Raw genomic sequence first — 16,737 nt, forward strand, 5'->3', positions numbered from 1 at the left:
TTTTCATTTTTACCGATATCTTGCATCGGTGTCTAAAATTTCTGGTTTATATCATCGACTTTTTATGATGATCAGTTCGATGATTTGATTATCTAAAATATTCTTTGTGATATGAGGCCAATTAAAGGGACTTACTTATTCTTTTTATTCTTTTTCTCTTTATTCTTCTTAGCCTTGGAGCTTTTTTCTTTATTCTTATCTCCCTTGGAGTTTTTGTCTTTTTTGTTCTTAATCTCTACGTAAGCCGCCTGACCCTCATCAAAGGGAGCCTCCATTGAATTTTCATCGATATCCTTTTGGAAAGCTTCCATAGCCTTTTGGAGCTCCTGTAAAACTTCTGGGTATTTATCCGCGACATTTGTTGTTTCACCAATATCAGCATGCATGTCGTAAAGGCCTGAAGTTTTGGTAGAATATTTGAAACGATGGTTGCGGACTCCAGTAATTTTTGGCGTGTTACCAGCATAAAAGATATACTTATTCGGTGACTTAACATCAGGCTCACACATCATAATAGGGAAAATATTGTTGCCATCAATTTTCTGGGGCACCTCAGGTTCAATCCCGGCTAAAGCTGCATAAGTAGGAAAGATATCCATGAGCGAAGCAATCTCATTAGTCTTTTTGCCTTCCGGTAAAGTTCCTGGCCAGCTAAGGACAAAAGGAACGCGAACACCGCCCTCTTCTGAACTACCCTTCCAGCCTTTTAAAGGTAAGTTTGAACCCTTTTCGGCATGTTCTTTATTTGGTTTTGAATCCGCGCCATTATCTGAAGTAAAAGCAATGATCGTCTTTTTCTCAATGCCATTTTCTTGAAGTGCCTTAATGACTTCACCAACGGACCAGTCAATTTCCTCGATCATATCGCCATAAAGCCCATGATCACTTTTTCCGCGAAATGCAGCATCAACTGTATAGGGGTGGTGAGGAGTACCATGAGCAAAGTAAAGGAAAAATGGTTTATCTTTATTTTCCTTAATGTACCTAACTGCATCGTGAGTATAACGTTTAGTCAATTGAGTGATATCTGTTGGCCACTCGATGACGTTGTCATTTTTCATCAAGATTGTTGAATTCCCGTGCACGCCCTTGCCCTTGTCGGCCCAATAATCCTCGATAGTGAATTCCCCGCTTGGTTTAAAACCCTCGGCTACCGGCAGTTTGTGAGTCTTGGCATCACCGTGGTTAGTGCCTGGAACACCGAAGTAATAATCAAAACCCTGATCTCTTGGCAGGTAACCCGCAGTGTGACCGAGGTGCCATTTACCAATTAGAGCAGTGGTGTATCCTTTCTCTTTAAGCATTTCGGGAATCGTCACCACTTCTTTAATCAAACCTGTCGTTGAGTTTGGGTAAACGATAGAACCAACGCCTACGCGAAAATTAAAGGCACCAGTCATAAGTGAAGCTCGAGCTGGCGAACATTTATGTCTCGCATAAAAATCGGTAAAGCGAACACCCCTATCAGCCATTTTATCAATATTGGGCGTCTTTATAATCGGGTGACCATAGCAACCCAGATCACCATAGCCCTGGTCATCCGTCATGATAAAGATGAAATTGGGCATTTCGGCCTTGGCAGTAAAGCCTAGTAAAAATGAGAGCGAAATTATAAGAGTACGAAAAGTCATATTTATTCCTGAAACAGTTTTTAAAATCATATAAGCCTATAGCGAACTCCGCATAAATATTACGCTATGCTTACATAAAAATCATCAAGCTTTACAATGCCCCATGAGGCAATGTTTTACAAAAAAAAATAGCTTCCCTTGAGAAGCTGGTTTTCATTCGATCCCTTACTTATTTCCTCGGGTGTCCGTAGCGTTTACTTCTTTTTCTTTTTACCCTTATTTTTAGGTGTACTCTTGGGTTTACCCACGTAACCACCAGCTAGGATATGCGCCTTTAAAGTCGCAATCTCCTCGTCAATCTGACCGGGAGCCACAGCGCCAGGGCCTTCAATAAATTCACCAAAGGGGCGATCAAAAGGCTTCAGGTGTGTCAGTAGCTCTGCCTTCATTTCCTTTAGTTTCTGAGCATACTCAGGGTTTTTAGATAAATTTTTCTTCTCCAGGGCATCATCACTCAAATTATAAAGCTGATCATACTCCAAGTACTCTGGATTAAATCTCATGCCGCGCGTCCCCACGCCAATGTGACCATCGGTATAGGTCATTTTTGCCCCTAAGCCCTCTTTATTACTCACTGACTTAATTTTCTTAATCCGGTCTTCTGAAAAACGGTTGGCAATGTATTTAAAACCATCCTTAAGCACCCCGCGAGCACTTCCCAATTGGAAAAAGAGACTCTCGTGAATCTGCTTTTCCGGGTCTTCAAAAACAGGTCGCATGGAAACGCCATCCATTTCGTAAGCCTCTGGAGGCGTAACTCCCGCATAGTCAAAAAAGGTCGGAACAAAGTCAATATTCTGAACAAGGGAATCAGATACAGTGCCGGCTTTAATCCCATTTGGATAGCGCACCACCATTGGCACATTGCTACCATCCTTGCTGAACATAGAGGCCTTTTTCGTAGAGCCATGATCAGGGACGAAAATAAAAATTGTATTATCAGCAATACCCAATTCATCCAACTTATTTAAAATTGCGCCAATGCCATCATCCATCCAGGTCAAGCCTAAGGCATGATCATAGCCGGCTTCTTTTAAACGCTTGGCAATTGTTTCTCTAGGAGGCATTTCAGCATCAAGTTTACGACTTATACGACCTTCTCCAGTAATATTTGGATGCTTAAAGCTCGACTCCCAAGACTGATCTGGGCCGTGCAGTAGAGTTGTAGTGACGTGCAAATAAAAGGGCTTATCTTTATTCTCTTCCAGGAAATCTAGCGCAGCTTCTACCGTCCATTCCAAGTTATGCTCACTGTAGCCACGAACCATATTGCCTTCATACATGTGTTTAGCCCATGACCATCCAAGCTTCTCTGTCACGTGTTTACGTGTGGCCTCTTCTAATGCCATCATGATTTCATCAGATTCTTTCAAAGTGGGGTCTAAGCCCTTGGCTTCACCTAGTTTAGTTTTAAAATCCACACCACCAATATGATACTTACCGGTCCATCCCGTCACGTAGCCATTATCGGCAAGGACTTTTCCAACATTCATACCATCTAGCTCTAGCCCCACATTAAATTCCGGTGAGCCCTGCTTATTTTCCGGAAACTCCTCTATGTAAGACGGGTACTTTGAACGACCAGGATGACGCCCCGTCACAAAAGTATATCGCGAAGGTACACAAACAGTCGAACTTACATATGCCTGGTTAAACACCATGCCTTCCTTAGCTAAACGATCCAGATTAGGCGTCAGTATCTTGGCACCATAGAGACTCACTTGAGACTTATCTGTATCATCTGCAAGAAAGACAACAATATTGGGCTTCTCGGCCCACAAGGACGAAGTCAAAAACGCGGATAATAATAACAAACAAAATTTCATCTTGTTTCCTTAAATGATTTTTAAAAATGATTGATTTAGTCTTGTAAGACAATAACAAAAGTTAAATAATCTTACGCTTAAGTACTAGGAAAATTAAGTTTTTGTTTAGCGGGGCATAATATTATCGAGTTTCCGCTTATTATCATATATAAACTTAAAAGATACAGGAATGTATATGAAACTCATTTTCACCGCTTTGCTTTGCCTATTTAGTCTTCAGGCCGCTGAAAAACCCAATGTCATCTTCTTTGCCGTAGATGATATGAACGACTGGATTGGCCCCATGGGCTCCAAAATGGCCAAAACACCTAATATGGACAGGCTGGCAAAAATGGGTGTTACCTTTACCAATGCTCATACCTCGGGTGTTTACTGTGCGCCATCGCGAACAGCCATCTTTACAGGAAGAAATGCCACCACTTCCGGCTGTTATACCGATCAAATCTATTTTCATAATCATCCCGATTACATTCCACTTCACATGGCGTTCAATAAGGGCGGCTACAATACTTATGGTGTAGGCAAACTCTTTCACCACCCCACGGGGCATATTGACCCACGCGGATGGACTGAATTTCATCTCAGAACTGAAGATCAACGCAAAAATGGCTGGCCAGTGGAAACTTGGGGTTATGAAGCACCGATGCCCGCCCAGGTTCCAGCCAGTAAATTCAATCAAGTCGACAAGAAATGGAAAGGCCGCCCCTTCATGGAAGTGGGAGCTATTCCCAATGACAAAGAAGACGAAATAGTTGATACTCTAAGAACCAAATGGGCCTGCGATATCATCAGCAAAAAACACGACAAGCCCTTCTTTATGGCCCTAGGTCTCTACGCACCTCACTTCCCCAACTATGCCCCTCAAAGATTTTTTGATATGTACCCACTTGAGAGCATCAAACACGGGCCTTGGAAAGAAGGTGACCTAGACGACATCCCTCAACCCGAAAGAAAAAAGAAATTAGCTCGTAAAAAAGGCATTCACGACAAACTCATTGAGCTCGGAATTGTTGAGTCAACTATCCAGGGCTACCTGGCATCCATTTCTTACGCTGACTCAAACCTTGGGCGAGTTCTTGACGCATTAGAGAATAGTCCAAATAAAGATAATACGATCATTGTTTTTTGGTCTGACCATGGCTACGCTCAGGGTGAAAAAGGCAACTGGGGCAAGCACACCATGTGGCAGCGCACCACCAACGTGCCTTTCATATGGGCCGGTCCCGGCATTGCCAAGGGAAAAACGACTTCCTATACTTCCGTACTCATCGATATGTATCCGACACTCACCGACCTCTGCGGCATCACACCCGACAAAGGACTGGATGGAAAATCACTTAAGAATATTTTAGCGAAGCCCGCAAATAGCCCAGAAAGAACCGTCTTTGTTCCCTACACAGAACCTAAGAGTTACACAGTGATTAACGAAAAATGGCGTTATATAAAATACAAAGAAGGAGGCGAGGAGCTCTATAACCACAGCAAAGATTTTCACGAATGGAACAATCTAGCAGACAACCCAGAGTACAAAGCTATCAAAGAAGAGATGATTACTCATGGCCCAAAAAAGTTTGCCCCAATTGGAATGAATAAAAAGAAACTCAAGCTCGTACTGAAAGGTGATTCATATGAATGGATCAAAAAGTAAGCCTTCTTTCATTCAAATTTAAAAAGTATCAATTAAACCAGGAGACCATTTTGCATAAGATTTTATTACTCGCATTATTTTTCCCTCTTGCGATCTTCGCAAAGAGTGAGCGCCCCAACATCATTTTCTTCATTGTCGACGATTACGACAAGTTAGACTGTAGCCTTTATACTGGTCCCAAAGGCCTCACACCGAGCATGGAACGCCTAGCCAAAAACGGCATCACTTTTGATAGAATGCACATGACCTCCACAGTATGCACGCCTTCGCGCTACACCTGTATGACGGGTCGCTACCCGGGTAATTCTTACTCTCCACAATACTTGGAAGATTGTCCAAAAGGCACACAAGGACTCCCTGCTTTTAATTTGGGACTAGAGAACGACAATATGAATGTTGCGCAAGTCTTATCCGACAATGGCTACGTCACTGGACTTGTGGGCAAGTATCATGTAGGTAGCACTCATGGCTTAGGCCCGGAAAAAAACACTCCTTATAGCGACAAAGTAAACGAACAAAAATACAAAGCTGAAAAACACGGCCGTGAACTCATTAAAAAAAGAGGTTTTGACTGGGCTAAAAATGTCTACATGGGCAACCTCAAATCACCTTTCAATACACACAACCCTGAGTGGACTACTGCAGCTGCTTTAGAATTTGTTACAGAGAACAAAAATAAGCCTTTTTTCCTTTACTATGGCACGACACTCTCTCACGGGACTCCTAAAGGCTGGGATAAATCACTTGACGAACCACTCATCACTGGTGAAGGAAGAATCAAAAAACCAATCGGAAATATGAATCGCGATACAGTCCGCAGTCGCGTTGCTGCAATCGGCTTAGACCCTGCAGAAAAAGGTGGAATTCTGTGGATGGATGACTCCCTAGGTGCCCTACTGGATCGTTTGGAAGAACTGGGCATTGCAGATAACACGCTCATCTGTTTTGTTGCCGACCACGGCAGTAAAGGCAAGGCTTCGCTTCATGGAATCGGCACTGAGGTTCCCTGTATCATTAGCTGGCCTGCTGCAATGAAAAAAAATGTTCGCTGCGGAGAACTTGTTCAAAGTACCGATTTTGTTGCGACCTGGTTTGATATCGCTGGTGCAAAGCTTCCGGAAAAATACCTTCTCGACGGCATCAGCTTCAAAAGCCTTTTCCAAAACCCCACTCAAAAACATCGTGACTATGTTTACTGTGAGAACGGCCCTGCGCGAGCGATTAAAACAAAAGACTGGAACTACGTCGCCTTGCGCTACACAAAAGAGCACCTGGAAGCTATGGAAAGCTCAAAAAATTATGCAAAAAGACTTCTTGGCCTTTCCGGTGGGATTGGTCGCTCTTTCATGAAACCAGAAGCCCTTGAATATGACCAACTCTACAATTTAAGCAGCGATTCGGATGAAATGAAAAACCTAGCTCTCAATCCCGAATACGCTCCCAAAGTTAAAGAAATGCAGGTCGTGCTGACCAAGAAATTAAAAACTTTCCCAGAACGCCCCTACGGTGAATTCATCCCCGGCCCTAACACCCTGGGCAAAGGTGATTTCGACATCATCCTAGATTCATTAAAAAACTTGAGACCTTCAGATGGTTCAAAACCTACAAAAAAGAAGAAAGGCAAGAAGAAGGATAAAGAAAACAAAGATGATAATAAAAAGAAAGATAAAAAGAAGAAAAATAAATAAGTTCTCGATTAGGTAGAAGTCATGATGCGACCCATACGAGAAGGACGCTGTCCCTCTCGAGCTCTCCCTGCAAGGATTTGCCAATCCTTGACCAGGCAACTAGGGGCTTTTCCCCGCTATATGGGCAATTATAAATAATTTTGACACAACAAGTCCTTTCTAAGTGATAAATCCTTGGTGTTGCCTATCACTTCCTCAAAGGCAAAAGCTCGGATTAATGAATCCGAGCTTTTTTTAATATAACCCCATATACAGAACCATATAGAATTAGAAATTTTCGCATAAAATTATTCATAATTCATTAAGCTTTTGACTTTGTCTGCATAATAAAGTTTAACACGACGTTATTAACTTTTAATAGAACACAGGTCATAATTCCAAAATGCAGACAAACAATCGAATGCACAAATTACTCATTACTCTTGCAACAATGTTACTAACAGCTCTTAACGCCTTTTGCGAACAGAGTCGCCCCAATGTTATTTTTATGGTCTCCGACGACCTTAATTGTTACCTCGGTGCTTATGGAAACAAAGATGTAATCAGCCCTAATATCGATAAATTGGCCGCCAGAGGAACCGTATTTACTAATGCCGCCTGCCAATTCCCGGTATGTGGTCCCAGTCGTTCATCTTTCATGAGTGGCTTGCGCCCCAATACCACCGGCATTATTTCAAATGGCCCATCACTCTACAAAACTCAACCCGGCGTAAAGACTATCCCATCCTATTTCAAAAATCATGGTTACGTCACTGCACGTGCCGGGAAGGTTTTTAACCATATTGATAACAACGAAAAAACAGACTGGGACTTTATTCTTGACGGAGGAACCTCTCCTGAAGCACGTAAACGTGCTAATACCGGTAATGAAGTCCTTGTTGACGCAGGTCACATTCACTGGAATGCCATGTGGCGAGATCCTGAATGCCGTGATGAAGATCTGGCTGATGGAGCCAACACCCTTTCTGTTAGTAAGTGGATTAAAAAGAAGAAAGACAAACCCTTTTTCTTGGCTATGGGTTTTCTGAAACCTCACAGACCACTCATCGTTCCAAAGAAATATTATGAGCTCTACGACCCAAAAAAACTTTATCACTCCTGGAGTCGATATGCCAATGAAGTCATTCCGGCCACGGCGAAAAACACTGCTGGATCAAAGCTCGAAGAAGCCATTACCGCAGAACAGCGCATGGGACTCAATCATGCCTACTACGCAACAGTCTCCTATGTGGACGCTCAAGTTGGAAAACTCATGCAGGCTCTTGATGATGCAGGACTAAAAGAAAATACTATTGTCGTTCTATTCGGTGATAATGGTACTCACCTTGGTGAGCATCTCTGCTGGGGTAAAAATATGCTTTTTGAGGCCTCGGCAAGAGTCCCACTTATCATTGCGGACCCCGCAAACAAAACAGTTAAGAGCTATGACAAAGTCGTTGAATTAATTGATCTCTTCCCTACTCTCATCGAAATGTGCGAACTTCCGCAACTCGATGAGCTCGAAGGAACATCACTCCAGGCTGCCATGAACGGAACAGCTGATTCCGTTAAAGCCGTAAGTTTTAGCCAAGTACAAGTTCGCGATGGCTGGTCAGTAAGAACTGATCGCTGGAGGCTGATTAATGCAGACCCCGCAAATCAGACTCTCCTGCTCTACGATTTAAAAAATGACCCCCATGAACTGAACAATCAAATCAACAACCCCGAGCGCATCGCTCTGGTTTCTAAACTCAAAAATCTCGCAATCTCTAAAGGATTTAAGGTAAAATAAATGAAAAAATTACTATCGTGTGCCCTTTTTCTGAGCACTCTTTTTCTCCATGCTCAAGAAAATAAAATGAACGTCTTATTTATTATGTCCGACGACTTAAACGTCGATATTGCTTCCTATGGTCACCCAATAGTAAAAACTCCCAATTTGGATAAACTGCGCTCAAAAAGCGTTCTTTTTTCACAGGCCTATTCTCAATACCCACTCTGTAACCCCAGTAGGAATTCAATCCTTTCCGGTATGTACCCGGGAACAAGTGGCTGCCTGAGCAATGCCGACCAACTGCGCAAGACTGCTCCTGATATCACAACCTTGCCCGAAGCCTTTAAAAAGCAGGGCTACGAAGTGATCTCCACCGGTAAAATCTTTCACCACGAAGATCCACAAAGCTGGACAGGGATAACCAACCTAAGAACCGGTAAGCTCCACCCCCAAGGCAAAGATTATAATTTTTATCGTCCCGCTTTTGATGAAAGAAAAACGATTGGTGAAGGCCGCAATCTTACTGAAGGTGAATTAGGCTTTATGACCTGGCGCAGTGTTACTGAAAAAGAAGATATCTTATTTGATTCAAGAACAGCTCGCTGGACAATGCAGCACCTCGAAAAGCTTGCTGAAGATGAAAAACCCTTTTTTCTCGGCGTTGGTTTCAGTCGTCCCCACGATCCCTTTTTCGCACCCAAACGCTTTTTTGACATGTACCCAATGGAATCTATCAAGCTTCCTGAAACACCGCAAAATGCCTCGAAAGTTCCGATGATGGCCTACTATGATGTATTTAAGAGAGCTTTTGATAAGATGGATACTCAAAAACGCTTAGAATTCGTACGCTCTTATTACGCTAGCATTTCCTATATGGACGAACAACTTGGACTCGTTTTAGATAAACTCGAAGCATTAAATTTAAGCAACAACACTCTAGTCGTTTTCATCAGTGATCACGGTTATCAGGTCGGCGAAAAAGGCTACTTCAACAAAACGCTCTTATTCGAACGCTCCTGCCGTGCACCGCTCATGATCAGCAACCCAAAACTTAAATCCTCCGTGAACAAAGTAGATAAGATTGTGGAATTCATTGACGTCCTACCTACCATCACTGAAATCACCAGTGTCCCTACTCCTAAAACTGCCGAGGGACGCAGTTTGATCCCTCTTATGAAAGGCAAAAAAGTAGAATGGAAAGAAGAAGCTATCTCATACGTAAATGCCGATCGCTCCATCAGAACTGAACGCTACCGTTTGATTAACTGGAGAGGTCAAAAAGAAGCCCTTTATGATCATCAACGCGATCCAGGTGAACACTTTAACCAAGTGGATAACCCTGAGTACAAAGAAGTGCTAAAAAGACTGAGAAGTAAACTCAAAGAAATCCCTGAGTTTAAAAAGTAAAAGCGTAATATTTAAGCGAGCGCGTTTATTTACTTACAAGAATTTTTTTGATAAAACACAGGCGTAAACCATGATCAAAATTTTACCCACTGTTGCATGTTCCCTATTTCTTCTTGGGTCTTTAGTTTGTACGGCTGCAGATACGAAAAAGATCACTCGTAAAGATTTGCAGGAACTTATCGACAGCGGCCTGCATGAAGCAGGTCAATACGATTATCTGCCTTACCGGCTGATGAAGCCCATTGATTATGATTCATCAAAATCCTACCCACTCATTCTCAGCCTACATGGTGCCGGTGGCCGGGGAACTAAGAATAAAAAAAACCTGAAAGACTGGCATGTTTATTTAAGTGAAGAAAATCTCCGCAGAAAACACCCCTGCTTTGTACTTTCACCTCAGATGAACTCCAACTGGACCTTCAAACACCGCAGAGATTCCAGTAAAAAAGGACCCTTGACTGTAAGCCTAGAGCTGATAGAAAAACTCAAAAAAGAATACTCGATTGATTCAGATCGTATCTATGTCATTGGACACTCACTTGGCGGTCAGGGCACATGGCTCAGCATTTGGAATCGTCCCGATTATTTTGCCGCAGCTATTCCCAGTGCAGGAGCTGGCTTTCCGGAAGGCTGGCACATCAAACTCGACCCAAAATACGACAAGATGGATTATTCAAAATTTAAAGATGTTCCCGTATGGGCCTTTCACAGTGACGATGACGCTACCATCCCCGTTGATAAGAGCCGCACCATATTTGATGCCATCAAAAAAGTTCAAGGCAACATGAAATACACCGAAGTCAGTAAGGCAGGACACGCTGCTTACAAATATGCCTACAACTATGACGGAGACTCTAACTCAGGCTACAAAACAGAATTAGCAGGTCCTAAATGCGACACAACTGAAAACGTGTGGGATTGGCTCTTCTCTAAATCACTTAATAATCGAAAATAAGGAACCCTCATGATAAATTCATTTACAAAATTATTCCTGGCTTTACTCTGCGTAAATTTTGTAGCTTTAGCCGACTCCAAGCCCAATATCATCGTCATCCTTTCAGACGACCAGGGTTACGCTGACGTAAGTTACAACCCGGAGCATGACGACTACATTAGTACACCTCATACCGATGCCTTGGCTAAATCAGGTGTCATTTTCCATCGCGGTTACACTTCTGGCTCAGTCTGTTCAACGACTCGCTCAGGTTTAATGACGGGTCGCTACCAACAACGCTATGGAATCTACACCGCCGGTGAAGGCGGAACTGGAACTGACTTAAATGCCAAATTCATTCCTAATTACCTTAAAGAGGCGGGCTACAAATCCATGGCTTTCGGTAAATGGCACCTTGGCCATGAAATGAAATACCACCCTCTTCACCGTGGTTTCGATGACTTCTACGGCTTTATGGGACGTGGTGCTCACGATTTCTTCCGTTTGGAAAAAGAATACGACGGCAAGTTTGGAGGGCCAATCTACCGCGGACTAGAGCCCATCGACGACAAAGGCTACCTCACGACACGTATTACTGAAGAAACAGTTAAGTTCATCGAAGAAAATAAGGACAAGCCCTTTTTTGCCTATGTAGCTTACAATGCCGTACACACACCTGCCCAAGCTCCTGCAGAAGATATCAAAGCTGTTTCAGGCGATGAAACCCGAGACATTTTAGTCGCCATGCTTAAACACTTAGACTTGGGCGTTGGTGAAATTGTTAAAACACTTAAAAAGCACGATATCTACGAAAACACCATTATCATCTACCTCTCCGACAATGGTGGGGCTAAATCTATGGTTGCCAATAATAAGCCCTTAAGAGGAGTGAAACACGACATCTACGATGGTGGTATTCGCGTTCCTTTCCTCATGTCTTGGCCCGCACAAATCAAAGCTGGACAAGACACCCAATCTCCCGTGATTTCATTGGATATTCTCCCTACTCTTTTAGATGCTGCTGGACTCCCCGCTTTATCTGATATTGATGGCGAAAGTATGCTTCCTGTTATTCGCGGTGATAAAGACAATCTCGATCGCCCCTTCTTCTGGAATCACGGTGACGGGCAAACTGGCATTCAACTCAACAATTGGAAACTCGTTTTCAATAAGGGTGTAACTGAACTTTATAAGATTTCTGACGATATTGGCGAATCAAAAAATTTAGCTGCTTCACACCCTGAAAAAGTTCAGGCACTACAAAAGATTTATGATAAATGGCTAAGCCAAATGGCCACTCCCATGTCAAAAAACACCATCGTTAAATGGGATCCAAATAAAACGAAAAAAGCTAAGAAAGGCAAAAAAGATAAAACTAAAAAGAACTCAAAAAAATAGCTTAAACTTAAATTTTTTATTTAGAGCTTCTTTTGCGGATTCCGCAAAAGAAGCTCTTTTTTTTTCATGATTATCAATAACGCGGGGCAAAGCCCCTAGTCGCCTGGTCAAGGATTGGCAAATCCTTGCAGGGAGAGCTCGAGGATGACAGCGTCCTTCTCGTATGGGTCGCATCATGCCCTTTATTGTGGCTAATCGTGTGATTTTATACCGACAGCCTCTGTCCCTAATACATAAAACATATGAAATTTTTCAAAAAAAATAAGCTCAAATTGAAAAAAGTAAAAAAAAAATGTTATTATGAGCGTAATATTTTTCGATCCTCTAATATATACCATTATTGGTACACTACATTAAACAGGATCAGGCAATGGTAAAATATACAAAAAAGCAATTTAGTTTAGTTGAACTTCTCGTCGTCATCGCAATAATCGCGATACTTGTTTCATTATTAATCCCAATATTGAGCAACGCACGACTATCTGCCAGAACTGCCGTGTCGGTAAGCAATTTAAATCAAATCTACAAGGGTGCTATGATCTACGCCTCCGACAACGATAAAAAACTGTGTAAAAGTCATGAAAACCAACGTTCAGGCGGCGGTGAAGTTGACTGGCCAAGAATGATTTATGAAAATATGTTTGGACCTTTTTCAGATAATCGCGCCACTGCCAAAGAAGAAATGGCAAACGACAAAACATATAACGATATGATGTTCTGCCCTGTATTAAAAAGTGAACGTACTCTAACCGATCACCACGTTGATGGGCGCTCCAGCTACAGTATGAACAATTACTTTTCAATAGACAGAAACAACTTTAGATTAACCTACGTAGGCTCTATGGGAAAAACCGAACCCTACATCATGCCTGGAACATCGTCAAATAATAAAAATGAACTCCAATCCGATGCCAATCTCGAAGGATCCCGCTACGAGCTAAGTCATGGTTATCCAGCATACTCCTATACGAATCAAAAAACCTTTGGGCTCTTCATTGATGGCAGTATTCAATTCATGAGTATTTCACAGGGCGGATTAATTGATGATTTAATGGGTGATAGAAGAGACTTTGAATAGAGCATTATCAAGAAGCCTGAATCCTTGATAAAAACCCACTTATTACTTTAAATAAAAATTTTCCAAAAAACATATTAGGACCACAAGCATGTACAAAACACTATTGCTAGCTTTATTTTTACTCCCAACAGCAATTTTTTCCCAGAGCGAACAACCCAATATAATTTTTTTCCTTGTCGATGATTACGACAAACAGGACTGTAGTGAATATACGGGACCACGGAATCTGACACCGAGCCTGAAGCGCCTCGCAAAAAATGGTATTACCTTTGATAAAATGCACATGACCTCAACCGTTTGTACTGCATCCCGTTACACATGTCTAACTGGTCGCTACGCTGGCTTCTCATACTCAGAAAAGTATTTAAATGCCTACCCCGAAGGCTATCAGGGTGGACCTGCCTTTGATTTAGGTCTGGAAGACGACAACATGAATGTCGCACAGGTTTTATCCGATAATGGCTATGTCACCGGACTCGTTGGTAAATACCATGTTGCTTCATCTTACAATAGTATAGATGAGCCTGAAAAAAACATCCCTTACAGCGAAGAAGTCAACGATCAAAAATTCTTTGCAGAAAAGCAAACTCGCGACCTCATTAAGGGTAGTGGCTTCGACTGGGCTAAAAACGTTTACCTAGGAAACCTCAAAGCACCTTTCAATCATCACAATCCAGAGTGGACCATTAGCGCTGCACTGGAGTTTGTCGAAGACAACAAAGACAAGCCCTTTTTCTTATACTACGGCACCACACTCGCTCACGGCCCCTCTAAAAATTGGGACGCCTCTATAGACGAACCTTTAACTACTGGAGAAGGCATCATTGACTCCCCTCTTGGAGTCATGGATCGCGATTCCCTACGCGAACGTGTTCTCGAAATTGGCTTAGAGCCAGAAGAGAAAAGTGGTATTTTATGGATGGATGACTCCCTTGGCCTTCTTATGGATCGCCTTGAAGAGCTTGGCATTGCCGATAACACAATCATTTGTTTTGTTGCCGACCACGGCAGTGAAGGCAAAGCATCTTTACACAAAAGTGGAACTGAAGTTCCCTGTATCATGAGCTGGCCAGCAGGAATGAAAGCTGGCAAGAGATGCGATGCCCTACTTCAGAATACTGATTTCGTTGCTACCTGGTTTGATGTTGCAGGCATTGAGAAACCCGAAGAATATCAAATGCACGGTATAAGCTTCAAAAAACTATTTACTCGACCTCGGAAATCCACACGTGATCACGTCTACTGCGAAGTTGGCCCAGCCCGTGCTATAAAAACAAAAGAGTGGAATTACATCACCTTGCGTTACACGAGAGAAGACCTAGAGGCTGTTGAAGAATCAGATAGGTACGCCAAAAGACTCCTTGGTTTATCTGGCGGCATTGGCCGTAGCGCAAAAAAACCCGAAGCTATTGCTTATGATCAGCTCTACAACCTTGAACAGGATGAACTCGAAGAAAGCAATCTAGCCGAAGACCCTGCTCAGGAAGCTATTATTATGGACATGCAAAGTAAATTGCTCAATGCGCTACAACTATTCCCAAACCGTCCTTACGGTGAATTCATCCCCGGCCCTAATACTTTAGCTAAAGGCGAGTTCGACATTATCCTTGATGCGATTAAAAAGCATAATAAATAAAAGCTACCGGGAAATAAACTAAACGCCTTTAACTTCATTAAAGGTCAGAAGTTTTCGAGCTCTATTTTTGCGATCTCCGCAAAAAATAGAGCTCATTTATTTTGCAGTATATCTACTGCTAATACATGTAAAATTAAAATATAAATTCGCTTACTAAAACAAGTTGTTATCAGAAGTGTTCGGCATCTTTGGTCTTTTTTGAGAAAAACACCACGAATCGCAAAAAATGAAGCGCACCTAAAGGCTTATCTCTAATTCTATAAAACACCTATCAGAATTAAGGTCTCATCCGGGCAGGGGTAGATTACAAGACCCCTGCGAAGCATGCGTCTATATTTTAGTTTTGTTTACTTTGTGCAATTGCATCATCAAGTTCTTCAACTGAGGCATAGCGCAGGAAAAAGAACTGTATCATCTCCATTTGTCTTAAAGTTGGTTTCTTGCCAAACAAGTCAAACAGCATGATGGCGGCGATAAGCGCCGAATACATTTGTATTGCGACACCATTGGAAGATTCAGCGAGTAGTTTGCGACAGCCTAAAATGGATTTAAGCCATTTAAAAAACACTTCAATTTGCCAGCGCTGACGATAAATCGTACTGATAATAGCGGCATTCAGTTTTTCAGGAGCTTCTGAGGTTACCAAAAGGATTTCTTTATCATTAAATGCGCCCGTTCTTACCAGTCTTATTGGCTTGAGTTCGCGATCAGTGTCCCCAAGGTAGACTAACTGGTCAGAGATTACCCCTTCCTTGCGATCCTTTTCGGTGATTTCATACTCTTTGATCACAGTAAGTTTGGGTTTATTGCGAATGCGAATAGTAAAAAGTGCTCCACGTTGTTGAAGCTCTTCAAAATAACTGTAATCCAAGCCGTAATAACGGTCGCAAACATACATGACGCCTGGTTGAACCATCTTGAGAAGAGCTTTCCGTTCACAGCTATTCCCGGCAGTTATAACAGCATCAACAGCACTTTGCTTTAGTAGAGAAAAACCCAAATGAAGCTTTGCTGCTTTGTGGTTTTCATCGAGCCATTCAGCCCAGAGCACCCTCGTTAAGGTTTGAAATAAAGATCCATCTACTGCAACTAAATCCTTGACAGCAGCTAAGAGACTTCGATCCTGGATTTTATTAATGGGAATTTTTGAGGATAACTTTTGAACTAAATGTTGTAAAGAAGTCGCATCAAAAACATGTTGTGCCTCGGAAAAGCTTCCTAGACTTATTTTTCCAAGGGTCACATGTTCTTGAACTTTTTTTAACTCACTGGCAGCACAAAGCCCTCGCATAGATTTCAACACAGGGTTAAACAAAGTAAAGAGAATAGCTGAGGCATAATCGAGGTAATGCAATTTGCGTCGAGGGTCATCTTCGGAGGGGTGACGCGGATGGTGCTCAAGCTCTTTTGTCAGTTTCTCTCTGAACTCTTGAACCAAGCACCAGCGCTTAAGGTTTCGTTCTTCTGTTTTGGTCATCTTCTTCATAGTTAGGAAGATATAGATATAATCCAGAAAGTAAAGTGTTCGTAAAGCGTTGATTTAAAGCAGTTTACAAAGTCGCAAAATAGAGTGACCCTAAGTACAGTTAGTCTCTTTTTTTGATCATGACAGAGGAAGAGTCGTGTTAATTACTTACGAGTGCGGTGTACTAAGCCTCAGGACGAAAATAAATTCACCTATAAAAAAATCGCGAATTTTGGCACAATTACTGGTGGGATTAAAAAGGTTTAACTTTTT

General features: G+C 42.2%; 11 protein-coding genes. 8 read left to right on the forward strand and 3 right to left on the reverse strand.

What is annotated here, in order from left to right:
- Positions 1-131: 131 nt before the first annotated feature.
- Both LNTAR_RS20995 and LNTAR_RS21000 read right to left on the reverse strand, forming a co-directional pair.
- The gene (locus tag LNTAR_RS20995; protein WP_007280775.1) at positions 132-1,631 is read right to left on the reverse strand and encodes a sulfatase family protein; all 1,500 of its coding nucleotides are present in this window, start codon (positions 1,629-1,631) and stop codon (positions 132-134) included.
- Between the two features lie 194 nt (positions 1,632-1,825).
- Positions 1,826-3,457, reverse strand: coding sequence for a sulfatase family protein (locus LNTAR_RS21000; RefSeq protein ID WP_007280776.1), 1,632 nt, complete (start codon positions 3,455-3,457; stop codon positions 1,826-1,828).
- A gap of 175 nt (positions 3,458-3,632) precedes the next feature.
- Between LNTAR_RS21000 and LNTAR_RS21005 the strand changes: the two genes are divergently transcribed.
- The 8 genes from LNTAR_RS21005 (at position 3,633) to LNTAR_RS21040 (ending at position 14,999) form a co-directional block, all read left to right on the forward strand.
- On the forward strand, positions 3,633-5,105 hold the full coding sequence (locus tag LNTAR_RS21005; protein WP_007280777.1) for a sulfatase: 1,473 nt from the start codon (positions 3,633-3,635) through the stop codon (positions 5,103-5,105).
- Between the two features lie 50 nt (positions 5,106-5,155).
- Positions 5,156-6,793, forward strand: coding sequence for a sulfatase family protein (locus LNTAR_RS21010; protein ID WP_157473764.1), 1,638 nt, complete (start codon positions 5,156-5,158; stop codon positions 6,791-6,793).
- A gap of 400 nt (positions 6,794-7,193) precedes the next feature.
- A complete protein-coding gene (locus LNTAR_RS21015; protein ID WP_162026440.1) occupies positions 7,194-8,564 on the forward strand; it encodes a sulfatase in 1,371 nt (456 codons plus the stop codon).
- Positions 8,565-9,953 (forward strand): sulfatase, encoded by a 1,389-nt coding sequence (locus LNTAR_RS21020; protein WP_007280780.1) that lies wholly within the window; start codon positions 8,565-8,567, stop codon positions 9,951-9,953.
- Between the two features lie 70 nt (positions 9,954-10,023).
- Positions 10,024-10,908: a carboxylesterase family protein gene (locus LNTAR_RS21025; RefSeq protein WP_007280781.1), complete on the forward strand. Its 885-nt coding sequence runs from the start codon at positions 10,024-10,026 to the stop codon at positions 10,906-10,908.
- Between the two features lie 9 nt (positions 10,909-10,917).
- On the forward strand, positions 10,918-12,285 hold the full coding sequence (locus LNTAR_RS21030) for a sulfatase-like hydrolase/transferase (RefSeq protein ID WP_007280782.1): 1,368 nt from the start codon (positions 10,918-10,920) through the stop codon (positions 12,283-12,285).
- A gap of 370 nt (positions 12,286-12,655) precedes the next feature.
- Positions 12,656-13,363, forward strand: coding sequence for a type II secretion system protein (locus LNTAR_RS21035; protein ID WP_007280784.1), 708 nt, complete (start codon positions 12,656-12,658; stop codon positions 13,361-13,363).
- An 88-nt stretch (positions 13,364-13,451) separates the two neighbouring features.
- Positions 13,452-14,999, forward strand: a complete 1,548-nt coding sequence (locus LNTAR_RS21040) for a sulfatase family protein (protein ID WP_007280785.1) — start codon at positions 13,452-13,454, stop codon at positions 14,997-14,999.
- 337 nt (positions 15,000-15,336) lie between these two features.
- Here the strand turns inward: LNTAR_RS21040 and LNTAR_RS21045 are convergent, their stop codons facing one another.
- A complete protein-coding gene (locus tag LNTAR_RS21045) occupies positions 15,337-16,476 on the reverse strand; it encodes an IS4 family transposase (protein WP_040915499.1) in 1,140 nt (379 codons plus the stop codon).
- Between the last annotated feature and the right edge of the window lie 261 nt (positions 16,477-16,737).

The organism is Lentisphaera araneosa HTCC2155 (assembly GCF_000170755.1).
Lineage (GTDB): Bacteria > Verrucomicrobiota > Lentisphaeria > Lentisphaerales > Lentisphaeraceae > Lentisphaera > Lentisphaera araneosa.

Bases quoted from the DNA above. Each gene is read 5' to 3' on its own strand.
- LNTAR_RS21030 (WP_007280782.1), top strand. From the start codon at position 10,918: ATGATAAATTCATTTACAAAATTATTCCTGGCTTTACTCTGCGTAAAT.
- LNTAR_RS21045 (WP_040915499.1), bottom strand. From the start codon at position 16,476: ATGACCAAAACAGAAGAACGAAACCTTAAGCGCTGGTGCTTGGTTCAA.
- LNTAR_RS21040 (WP_007280785.1), top strand. From the start codon at position 13,452: ATGTACAAAACACTATTGCTAGCTTTATTTTTACTCCCAACAGCAATT.
- LNTAR_RS20995 (WP_007280775.1), bottom strand. From the start codon at position 1,631: ATGACTTTTCGTACTCTTATAATTTCGCTCTCATTTTTACTAGGCTTT.
- LNTAR_RS21015 (WP_162026440.1), top strand. From the start codon at position 7,194: ATGCACAAATTACTCATTACTCTTGCAACAATGTTACTAACAGCTCTT.
- LNTAR_RS21005 (WP_007280777.1), top strand. From the start codon at position 3,633: ATGAAACTCATTTTCACCGCTTTGCTTTGCCTATTTAGTCTTCAGGCC.
- LNTAR_RS21025 (WP_007280781.1), top strand. From the start codon at position 10,024: ATGATCAAAATTTTACCCACTGTTGCATGTTCCCTATTTCTTCTTGGG.
- LNTAR_RS21035 (WP_007280784.1), top strand. From the start codon at position 12,656: ATGGTAAAATATACAAAAAAGCAATTTAGTTTAGTTGAACTTCTCGTC.
- LNTAR_RS21000 (WP_007280776.1), bottom strand. From the start codon at position 3,457: ATGAAATTTTGTTTGTTATTATTATCCGCGTTTTTGACTTCGTCCTTG.
- LNTAR_RS21020 (WP_007280780.1), top strand. From the start codon at position 8,565: ATGAAAAAATTACTATCGTGTGCCCTTTTTCTGAGCACTCTTTTTCTC.